Source organism: Bacteroides sp. OM05-12 (genome assembly GCF_003438995.1).
Taxonomy (GTDB): Bacteria; Bacteroidota; Bacteroidia; order Bacteroidales; family Bacteroidaceae; genus Bacteroides.
This window is the reverse complement of the sequence record NZ_QSUN01000025.1, coordinates 36,464-46,154: the sequence shown is the minus strand read 5'-3', so window position 1 is coordinate 46,154 and position 9,691 is coordinate 36,464. Positions and strand designations below refer to the sequence as shown.

Below are 9,691 nucleotides of genomic sequence, written 5' to 3'. Positions count from 1 at the left end.
GGCGAGTGCCCGGAAACCTACCGCAGAAATGCGACAAGGCGCTGGGTGCTTAGCCTACAAAATAAAGAATTGTTCCCGGTGGTGACAATCATCATCATGGAGGCTTTCATAAACAAGATGAGGCGGTTAAAGGGTGTCAGAAAACAATTGATCGTTGAGGAAGCCTGGAAAGCCCTCTCGTCCGCGAACATGGCGGAATATCTGAAATATATGTACAAAACCGTCCGTAAATATTTTGGCGAGGCCATTGTGGTGACGCAAGAGGTGGACGACATCATCGCCTCTCCCATTGTCAAGGAGGCGATCATCAACAACTCCGATTGTAAAATCCTTTTGGACCAGCGGAAGTATATGAACAAGTTCGACAGCATCCAGGCCCTTTTAGGCCTGACCGATAAGGAAAAGGGACAAATACTGTCAATCAACCAGGCCAATAATCCGGGCAGGCTTTACAAGGAGGTGTGGTTCGGGTTGGGAGGCGTGCAGTCCGCGGTTTACGCCACGGAGGTCAGTGCCGAGGAATATGCCACGTACACTACCGAGGAAAGCGAGAAGCTGGAAGTTTTCAACAAGACCGCCGAACTGGGCGGTAACTATGAACTGGCGGTCAAACAGATCGCCGAGGCCAAACGGCGTAAAGAAAATAAGTATTAACCGGAGCCTATGGCTCCATAACCACTAAAAAATCATGAAGTTAAGTAACGAACAACTCACGAGGCTGGCTCTTCACACGGCGGGAATAAACAGCGTTCTTGCCGAGGCTATGCTGGAGGCTTCCGTGCGGACTGATACCGGGACGGAGCGGGTAGAAACGGACATCGAGGTAGATGTTTTCGTCGTCGATGGCGGCGAAAAGGAAACGGCCGGCGTGACGGATTACGATCCCGCCCTGTTGGTGGGTGACTGGAAAGCGGGCAAACGCGACCCCGACCTTCTTATCTTCAAGGCTTCCCCCGGCTATATGATAGCCTTGGGCAAGAAGCCGAAGAAGGGAGCGACGGGTGACTGCTACCTGCTCCATGAGCAGGACGGCAGGCTTTGTTTCAATGCCGGATTCGGCACGACCTTCCTGTGTTACGACCGGGAAGCGGACACGATCACGCTGTACCCCGGCGCGACCTATGAACGGGTAAAAACCGATAACCGGTAAGGAATCATGTTCAGGCCATGCATGGGGCAGAAATCGGAGGCGGAAAGCTGGCTGGAATTTGACCTGCGGGAAATCACGGGGCGTTGGGTAAGCCCGGAGGGTGCGCCGTCGGTGCGGATATACCGCACCCGTACGGAAGGCTACCTGCTGGAATTTACATACAACAATCCGCAGGCCGTATTCCGCCTGCCGATCAGGGAGCTGTGCCGGGTACGGTACTTCGACCTGTTCGGGCGTATCGGGCTGGCCTATGACTCCCGGCGTGACGTGCTGCTGCTTTCTGCCTACGGCGAATATCAACGGGCGGTGGAGTAACCCCGTGGAAGGGTTGCTTCCCTTTCCGCCCAAGTATTAAACCAAGTAAACATTTTATCGCAATGAAAAAGATTCTTTTCAGTCTCCTGGTGCTGGCCGTATGCGGCACTCATGAGGCAAGGGCGCAGTGGGCGGTCATAGACCCGTCCAACCTGGCGCAAAACGTCTTGACGGTCGGAAAGACCGGCACGACGGCGGCGAATGTGATAAACTCCTTTCAGGAAATGCAAAAGATCTATTCCCAGGGAAAAGAGTATTACGACAAGCTGAAAAGCGTGCATAACCTTATCAAGGATGCCCGCAAGGTCAAGGAAACGGTCGAGATGGTCAGCGAAATATCGCAGATATACGCCGACAATTTCAACCGTATGCTGTCCGATAATAATTTCTCCGCCAATGAACTCTCCGCCATATCCGCCGGATATGCCATACTGCTGAAAGAGAGCGGCAACCTTCTTTCGGATATAAAGGAACTGGTTTCCTCCTCCAACGGGCTTTCCATGACGGATGCCGAACGCATGGGGTTGATCGACCAGATTTACACCAAGATGGTGAGCTACCGTAACCTGGTCAGCTATTACTCCCGGAAGAATATCGCCGTGTCCTTCATCCGCAGCAAGGAGAAGGGCGATACGGAGAGAGTGCGTGCGCTTTATGGCAGTCCTTCCGAAAGATACTGGTAAGCTATGGTACTACTGACAATAGACTTCAATAATATGCACCAGGTCCTGCGCGACTTGTACCTGGAAATGATGCCTTTGTGTTCGGATATGATCGGCGTGGCCAAAGGAGTGGCCGGGCTGGGTGCTTTATTCTATGTGGCGTACCGGGTCTGGCAGGCCCTTTCCAGGGCGGAGCCTGTCGACGTGTTCCCCCTGCTGCGCCCCTTCGCGCTGGGCTTGTGCATCATGTTCTTCCCGACAATCGTGCTGGGAACGATCAACGCCGTCATGTCCCCCGTCGTAAAAGGTTGCCATACGGTTATGGAGGGCCAGATACAGGACGTGGAGGCACTGCAAACCGAACGTGACAACCTGGAATATGACGCGCGGGTGCGTGAGGGTAAGGAATGGCTGGTCAACGACGAGGTGTACGAGGAAAAGTTTTCAGAGCTCGGCATCCGGCAGATCGGCACGATGGTCAGTATGTGGTGGGAACATACCTGGTACTCAATCAAGCTGTGGTTCCGGCAACTGATCTCGGACTTTTTCGAGTTGCTGTTCAACGCCGCCGCCCTCTCCATCGACACGATACGCACCTTCTTTATCGTGGTGCTGTCCATATTGGGGCCGTTGTCGTTCGCCCTGGCGATATACGACGGTTTCCAGTCCACCCTTACGGCGTGGCTCTCACGTTATATCAGCGTCTATCTGTGGCTGCCGGTTTCCGATTTGTTCTCGGCGGTTCTTTCCAAGATCCAGGCGCTTATGCTGCAAACGGATATAGCCAGGCTTCAAGACCCTTCCTATATCCCGGACGGGAGCGACGGCGTATATATCATCTTTCTGATCATCGGTATTATCGGCTATTTCACCGTGCCGACCGTCGCCGGTTGGATCATCCAGGCCGGAGGCAACAGCGGTACGCGCGGGATGAATGCGGTGGCGAGCAAGGGAGCTGCGATGGCCGGAGGTATCGCCGGGGCCGCCGGTGGAAATATAGCGGGCCGCTTATTGGGTAAATAGTAAAAATTGAAACAATGGAATTTAAGTCATTAAAGAATATAGAAACATCTTTCAAGCAGATACGCCTTTTCGGTATCGTGTTCCTGGTGGTATGTGCGGGGATAACCGGATATTCCGTGTATTCGTCGTACCGGTTCGCCGAGGCGCAACGCCGGCGTATCTATGTGATGGACGGGGGCAAGAGCCTTATGCTCGCGCTTTCCCAGGATATGAGTCAGAACAGGCCCGTCGAGGGCCGGGAACACGTGAAGCGTTTCCATGAACTCTTTTTCACTCTCGCGCCCGACAAGTCGGCGATCGAGAGTAATATAACCCGCGCCTTGTTCCTGGTGGACAAAAGTGCCTTCAAATATTATCAGGATATGTCGGAGAAGGGCTATTACAACCGCATCGTATCGGGTAACATCAACCAGATTATACAGGTGGACAGTATCGCCTGCAATTTCGACGTGTACCCTTACAAGGCGGTGACATACGCCCGGCAAATGATCATCCGGCAGTCGAACGTGACCGAGCGCAGCCTGGTCACGCGGTGCGACCTGATCAATTCGGTACGGAGTGATAACAACCCCCACGGTTTCATCATGGAGAAATTCGAGATCGTGGAGAACCGGGATATCCGGGTAATGGAGAGGTAGGTCAGGCGATGGCAAAGAACTTCTTTCGTAATATCGACGGGGATATAGAGTCTTTCCTACGCCGTTTGTGCGGGGAGATCACCCCCGATAAACGCCTGGTCGTAACCGTTACCATGCTGCTGTTTTTCAGCGGCCTCTCTATCTACATGACCGTTTCCTCGATTTACAATTTCGGTAAGGAGAAAGGCCGCAGGCTCGAAATCGGGCGCATCGAGAGCCTTAAACTCCGACCGGACGTAAAGAAGGACAGTATTAACTATCTAAATGAGTTTGAATATGGACGAACAGATGAATAACCCGGTGCGGCAGGAGCCTGAGACTCCCACGCCCGAAGTGAAACCGGAGGCCGGGAAAGTGTCTCCGAAGTCGGCTCCTCCCAAAAAGGAACTGACTCCCGCGCAGTTGCAGAGACGCCGTAAGATGGTGGTCCTGCCGCTATTCTTCCTTGTTTTCTGCGGGGCCATGTGGCTGATTTTCGCCCCTTCGGGCAGTGAAAAGGCAGATACCGCCGGGCAAAGCGGCCTGAACGTGGAACTGCCTACCCCCACAGACGAGGGTATCTATTCCGACAAGCGCACGGCTTACGAGCAGGAGGCCCGGCGTGAGCGGGAACAGGCGAAAGTACGGAGTCTGTCGGATTTTTCCACGATGCTCGGGCAGGGCGAGGAACAAGCCGGGAAAGTCCCGGAGCCTGCCGGGTACGACGGTGATTCCGGACGATCGCGGAGCGGTATGCCCCCCGCGGCTAATGGCAACGCGATCCGAACCTCCGCGGAGGCTTATCAGGATGTAAACCGGCAATTAGGATCATGGTACGACCGGCCCGCGATCGAACAGGATGAGCAGGCACAGCTTGCCGTCGAATGGCGGGTGCAGGAACTGGAACGCCGCCTGGGAGAGGCCGAGGCGAAAAAGGCCGAAGAGGACGAACAGACCGCGCTGCTGGAAAAATCGTACCAACTGGCGGCCCGGTATATGCCCGGCGGCGTGCAGCCCTCCCCGGTGGAAGAAACGGCGGCCACCCCGCCGGCTGCTTCCGGGAATAGTGGTCAAAAGGTGAATGTCCAGCCCGTGAGCCGGGTGCGTAAAAGCGAGGTGTCGTTGCTTTCCGCGCCGACGGGTGATCGGGAGTTTATCGACTCCTGGAACCGTCCCCGTAACATGGGCTTTATTACCGCTGCCGGAAATGAGGGCGTGTGGGATAAAAACAGCATCCGGGCGTGTGTTTACCAAACGGCCACCCTGGTATCGGGCAGTGAACTGAAAATGCGTCTGTTGGAACCGATGCAGGCGGGTAATTTCCGCATTCCGGCGAATACGGTCATAACCGGGTCTTGCCGTATCAGCGGGGAACGCATGGACGTCTCGGTAAGCTCCATACAATACGGTGATAACATTATCCCGGTGGAACTGCTGGTATATGAAACGGACGGCCAACGCGGGATATTCGTTCCGAACTCGGATGAGATCAACGCCGCCAAAGAGATTGCCGCGCAAATGGCGCAGTCCACCGGGACAAGCATCACGATCACGGACGAAGCCGGGTCACAGTTCGCCGCCGACATGGGTAAAAGCCTTATCCAGGGCGTATCGCAGTATGTGAGCAAGAAGCTGGGGGTGGTCAAGGTGACGGTAAAAGCGAACCACGGCCTGCTTTTACTCCCGAAAATGCAATAGGAATATGAACAATAAAAAATCAAGCAATGAAAAAAATCTTTTTGATACTCGCCCTTGTAACGGGTGTAACTGCCGCGAACGCGCAGGAAGTCGAAACGACCGAAACACAGCCGGTCGCTACCAGCCCCTCAACGGGCGACTATTTCCAAGGCTATACACGCCCGCTGACTTTTAACCGGATGATCCCGCCTTACGCGCTGGAGGTGACGTTCAACAAGACCGTACACCTTATTTTCCCGTCGGCAATCCGCTACGTGGATTTAGGCAGCGCGGATCTCCTGGCGGCGAAAGCGGACGGGACGGAAAACGTGCTGCGGGTCAAAGCCGCCCTGCGGGATTTCTCGCGTGAGAGTAACCTGTCCGTCATTACGGAGGATGGGGCCTATTATACGTTCAACGTCAAATACGCGGACGAGCCGGTAAAACTCTCTATCGAGATGACGGACTTCTTGCATGACGGGGAGGCGGTAAACAGGCCGAATAACGCCCTTGCTATCTATATGCGGGAATTGGGGCAGGAATCCCCGTTGCTGGTAAAACTTATCATGCAGTCCATATACAAGAATAACGACCGGGAAATAAAACATATCGGCAGCAAGCGGTTTGGAATCCAGCATACCTTAAAGGGGATTTATACGCATAACGGGTTGCTCTATTTCCATCTGCAACTGAAAAACTCGTCCAATGTGCCTTTCAATGTTGATTACATTACATTCAAAATCGTAGACAGGAAAATCGCCAAGCGCACGGCTATCCAGGAGCAGGTTATATGGCCGCTACGGGCATATAATAACCTGACGGTGATAGGCGGCCGTCGTACCGGTCGGACGGTATTCGCACTGGAGAAATTCACGATTCCGGACGATAAGATGCTGGTCGTGGAACTGAACGAGCAGAACGGCGGGCGGCATCAACGTTTCGAGGTGGATAACGCCGATTTGGTGCGTGCGAAGGTCATTAACGAACTCAAAGTGAAATAAGCATGAAACGGATAACGATTCTTTTATTGCTCGCGTTGTGCCTGGTCTTTGCTGACCGGGCGCACGCGCAGCGTCAGCTTCCCGGTATGCGGGGCATCCAGCTTACGGGCGGCATGACGGACGGTCTTTATTCGTCCGCATTGGACAATGAGGGCGGGTATTACTTCGGCGTGGCTATGGCTACCTACGCGAAAAGAGGGAATAAATGGGTATTCGGGGCGGAGTTCATGGAACGATACAATCCGTACCGGGCGGCGATCCGCATACCGGTTTCTCAGTTTACCGCGGAAGGCGGCTATTACCTTAAAATCGTTTCCGACCCTTCCAAGACGTTCCTGCTTTCCCTGGGCGTGTCGGGACTGGCCGGATATGAGACGGTAAATTGGGGTGAAAAATCCTTGTATGACGGCTCTACGTTACGGGACGAGGACGGTTTTATCGGTGGCGGGGCCATGACTCTGGAAATGGAAACCTATCTGACCGATAAAATCGTATTGCTGCTGACCGGACGCGAAAGGGTGTTGTGGGGTAACTCCACCGGACACTTCCATTTGCAGTTCGGGGTGGGCATAAAGTTTATAATCAATTAGTTTCAGTATGGTATTGTTAGAATTATTTTCAGGTATCGGCGGGTTTAGTCTCGGACTGGAAAAAGCCGGTTTTCATTTTGACAAACTCTATTTTTCCGAGATTGACAGACACGCTATCGCGAATTTTAAATATAATTATCCTTATGCAGAATATATCGGAAAGGTCGAAACGGTTATTGAAACCGGAATCGAGCGACCAAACATTATCACTTTCGGCTCTCCTTGCCAGGATTTCAGTGTTGCGGGAATCGGAAAAGGACTTGGAGGGGACAGAAGTTCTCTCATCAGCTACGCTATCGAGGTTATTAGGCATTTCAGGCCTGACGTATTTATCTGGGAGAACGTTAAAGGAGTGCTGTTCACAAGACATCGCACGGATCTCTTTACAATCCTCAAAGCGTTTACCGACGTTGGGGGTTATCACATCGAATGGCAATTGCTTAATACGGCATGGTTTCTACCCCAAAATAGGGAGAGAATCTACCTTGTCGGACGTGTGTCTGAAAAATGTGCCGGACATATATTTCCTGTCGGAAGCGAGGATACGCAAGGTAGTGGAGCTTCACAAGAACCGGTACCCTCCCATATCGGAACGATAACCAAAAGCTACGGGCGTGCCTCGAATATCGTACCCTATATACAGGTTATACCTCCGGGTGGTCATTATAAACCTTTTATGACGGCCATAGACTATAATTCATTGAGGATGGTAACCGAGATTGAGGGTGAAAGGTTGCAGGGCTTTCCTGACGATTATACCCGTTACGGGGATTACGATGGAGAAATCCGTGAGATAAGCCGTAGTATAAGATACGGGCTTCTTGGAAACGCGGTGAGTGTTCTGGTTGTGGAACAAGTGGGAACAAATATTAAATTAACTACTAACTTATAGGAATGTAAGACGATGAAAAAGATAAGTATTCAAAGAATTTTGGCGGTATGTGTCGGCTTGGGCGTGATTATCCTCCTGCTGGTAGCCTGCGATACCGACCTGGACGTACAGCAGGTATATGGTTTCCGGTTGGAAACGATGCCCGTGCAAAAGAAGATCATAGACGGTGAAACGGCAGAAATCCGTTGTACGTTGTGGCGGGAGGGCGATTATGACCGGACGCGGTACTATATCCGTTATTTCCAGCCGGACGGCAAAGGCGAGCTTCGCCTGGATGACGGTACGGTGTTTGCCCCGAACGACCTTTACCCGCTTGATAGAATGGTGTTCCGGTTGTATTATACCTCGCATTGCACCGACCAGCAAACGATAGATATATATGTGCAGGATAATAACGGGCAGGTCGTTTCTGTTTCCTTTTCCTTTCAGAATGAAGGCGGCGGCGATGAAGAAAAAGAGAGATAGCACAGAATCAGTGAAAAGAGAAAGCCCGGAATTGCCGGGCTTTTTTCTTGGACGAAGGGAATTTTATTCCCCGGTCAAAAAAGGTTATGTAAAGGTAAAAAAGTGTCAGGTACTATATAAGGACGAATCGCTAACTTGCCGCCATAATCAATCTATAAGGATATGGACTACTTAAAACAGAACTTGCAACCGGGGGAAGAAATCAAATATGTGGCAAAGCTGCATCCAGCCCTGTTCTTTCAGCCCGTGTTACTCTTTTTGCCGGGCTGGTGGTTGTGCACTATGGAAATAAAAGTGCTTCATTACGGAGGGATATTCCTGCTGTTTATGGGGGTGGTGTCGCTTGTCCAACGTATTATGGTAAAGGCGGGCTCCGTGTACGCCGTCACGAACAAGCGTGTAATCCTTAAAACCGGGGTAATCAGTCGCCGGGCACTCGATCTGGTCTTGGCAAAATGCGAGGGGCTGCAGATTAAACAATCCGTCTTGGGGAGGATATTGAATTACGGTACGATAACCGTAACTACCGGAGGGGCGACAAGCAGCTATCCCTACCTGTCCGATCCCGTAGGTTTCAAGCGGGAGATTAATACGCAGATAGGATAATGATATTTTTGTGGAATTCTTTATTCATTAATTTAGGTTCTCTAAAGTATTGATTTGTGTTTGTAGACAACCGTACTATTGTAGAAAATTATATATTTCTAATAGTGATATTTTGGTTGAAAGAACTCTTGTAGTAATAATTATTATTTGTAAGATACACATATTTTTACTATAGATTTATATTGTTATCAGAATTTAATTGTAATTTTACAATCTAATTGTAATCTTTAAAATTTGGATATCTGGGATAAAAATAAGCGGTCAGAATGCATGTCGAAAATTCGTTCGAAAGATACAAAACCTGAATTGGCATTGCGTAAAGCCCTTTTTGCAAGAGGGTTTAGGTTTCGTGTAAATGATATGAAACTGCCAGGGAAGCCTGATATTGTTCTACCTAAATACAAAACAATTATTTTCTTACATGGCTGTTTTTGGCATGGACATGAGGGATGTAAATATGCTTATACTCCGAAAACAAATACTAAATTTTGGGTTGATAAAATTACTTCAAATGCAGAGAGAGATAAAACGGTTTTTCAAAAACTTACGGCGTTGGGCTGGAATGTCTTAATCGTTTGGGAATGTGAAATAAGACACACTTACAAACACGATATTACACCGTTAATTGATAGAATAGAGGGGGCAATACTCAGTAATTCTATCTCATAAATTTCATGGAAATTCATGAGATGG

General features: G+C 50.8%; 14 protein-coding genes. All 14 read left to right on the top strand.

Features of this window, described 5'->3' with window-relative positions; all coding sequences use genetic code 11:
• A partial coding sequence (locus tag DXB63_RS15125; protein WP_122127235.1) for a TraG family conjugative transposon ATPase occupies nt 1-654 on the top strand: 654 nt, incomplete at its 5' end.
• A 34-nt stretch (nt 655-688) separates the two neighbouring features.
• Complete coding sequence (locus tag DXB63_RS15120; protein WP_122127234.1) at nt 689-1,150, top strand: DUF3876 domain-containing protein; 462 nt, start codon at nt 689-691, stop codon at nt 1,148-1,150.
• A 6-nt stretch (nt 1,151-1,156) separates the two neighbouring features.
• A complete protein-coding gene (locus tag DXB63_RS15115) occupies nt 1,157-1,465 on the top strand; it encodes a DUF3876 domain-containing protein (RefSeq protein ID WP_233522874.1) in 309 nt (102 codons plus the stop codon).
• A gap of 62 nt (nt 1,466-1,527) precedes the next feature.
• Nucleotides 1,528-2,148 carry a DUF4141 domain-containing protein gene (locus tag DXB63_RS15110; protein ID WP_122127232.1) on the top strand — a complete coding sequence of 207 codons (621 nt, stop codon included), beginning with the start codon at nt 1,528-1,530 and terminating at the stop codon, nt 2,146-2,148.
• Nucleotides 2,149-2,151: 3 nt separating this feature from the next.
• The gene (gene traJ, locus DXB63_RS15105) at nt 2,152-3,150 is read left to right on the top strand and encodes a conjugative transposon protein TraJ (protein WP_122127231.1); all 999 of its coding nucleotides are present in this window, start codon (nt 2,152-2,154) and stop codon (nt 3,148-3,150) included.
• Nucleotides 3,151-3,164: 14 nt separating this feature from the next.
• Complete coding sequence (gene traK / locus DXB63_RS15100; protein WP_122127230.1) at nt 3,165-3,788, top strand: conjugative transposon protein TraK; 624 nt, start codon at nt 3,165-3,167, stop codon at nt 3,786-3,788.
• Between the two features lie 8 nt (nt 3,789-3,796).
• Complete coding sequence (locus DXB63_RS15095) at nt 3,797-4,084, top strand: TraL conjugative transposon family protein (RefSeq protein ID WP_122127229.1); 288 nt, start codon at nt 3,797-3,799, stop codon at nt 4,082-4,084.
• Nucleotides 4,065-5,465, top strand: a complete 1,401-nt coding sequence (gene traM / locus DXB63_RS15090) for a conjugative transposon protein TraM (protein ID WP_122127228.1) — start codon at nt 4,065-4,067, stop codon at nt 5,463-5,465. Before DXB63_RS15095 ends, traM begins: the two co-directional genes overlap by 20 nt.
• A 26-nt stretch (nt 5,466-5,491) precedes the next feature.
• On the top strand, nt 5,492-6,445 hold the full coding sequence (traN, locus tag DXB63_RS15085) for a conjugative transposon protein TraN (RefSeq protein ID WP_122127227.1): 954 nt from the start codon (nt 5,492-5,494) through the stop codon (nt 6,443-6,445).
• 2 nt (nt 6,446-6,447) lie between these two features.
• Nucleotides 6,448-7,035 carry a conjugal transfer protein TraO gene (locus DXB63_RS15080; protein WP_122127226.1) on the top strand — a complete coding sequence of 196 codons (588 nt, stop codon included), beginning with the start codon at nt 6,448-6,450 and terminating at the stop codon, nt 7,033-7,035.
• 7 nt (nt 7,036-7,042) lie between these two features.
• Complete coding sequence (locus DXB63_RS15075; RefSeq protein WP_122127225.1) at nt 7,043-7,927, top strand: DNA cytosine methyltransferase; 885 nt, start codon at nt 7,043-7,045, stop codon at nt 7,925-7,927.
• Between the two features lie 12 nt (nt 7,928-7,939).
• Nucleotides 7,940-8,392, top strand: coding sequence for a DUF3872 domain-containing protein (locus DXB63_RS15070; RefSeq protein ID WP_122127224.1), 453 nt, complete (start codon nt 7,940-7,942; stop codon nt 8,390-8,392).
• Between the two features lie 162 nt (nt 8,393-8,554).
• Complete coding sequence (locus DXB63_RS15060) at nt 8,555-8,998, top strand: PH domain-containing protein (RefSeq protein WP_122127222.1); 444 nt, start codon at nt 8,555-8,557, stop codon at nt 8,996-8,998.
• A gap of 234 nt (nt 8,999-9,232) precedes the next feature.
• Entirely contained in the window at nt 9,233-9,667 is a 435-nt protein-coding gene (locus DXB63_RS15055) for a very short patch repair endonuclease (protein ID WP_122127221.1), read from the top strand.
• The last annotated feature ends 24 nt before the right edge of the window (nt 9,668-9,691 follow it).